The sequence below is a fragment of the Escherichia sp. HH41S genome (genome assembly GCF_009820115.1).
Lineage (GTDB): Bacteria > Pseudomonadota > Gammaproteobacteria > Enterobacterales > Enterobacteriaceae > Escherichia > Escherichia coli_F.
Genome location: NZ_VNXE01000023.1, coordinates 1 through 453 on the forward strand (window position 1 = coordinate 1; position 453 = coordinate 453).

General features: G+C 59.8%; 1 protein-coding gene. It reads left to right on the forward strand.

The window, feature by feature from the left end; all coding sequences use genetic code 11:
• Positions 1-42: 42 nt before the first annotated feature.
• Positions 43-453: phage tail length tape measure family protein (locus FQZ95_RS26930; RefSeq protein WP_160530013.1), on the forward strand; the 411-nt coding region annotated here is incomplete at its 3' end.

The window sequence follows — 453 nt, forward strand, 5'->3', positions numbered from 1 at the left end:
TGCTGATGACAGTATCAGAAGGGATCGCAGGAGGAGTCCGGTATGGCTGAACCGGTAGGCGATCTGGTCGTTGATTTAAGTCTGGATGCGGCCAGATTTGACGAGCAGATGGCCAGAGTCAGGCGTCATTTTTCCGGTACGGAAACTGATGCGAAAAAAACAGCGGCAGTCGTTGAACAGTCGCTGAGCCGACAGGCGCTGGCTGCACAGAAAGCGGGGATTTCCGTCGGGCAGTATAAAGCCGCCATGCGTATGCTGCCTGCACAGTTCACCGACGTGGCCACGCAGCTTGCAGGCGGGCAAAGTCCGTGGCTGATCCTGCTGCAACAGGGTGGTCAGGTTAAGGACTCCTTCGGCGGGATGATCCCCATGTTCAGGGGGCTTGCCGGTGCGATCACCCTGCCGATGGTGGGGGCCACCTCGCTGGCGGTGGCGACCGGTGCGCTGGCGTAT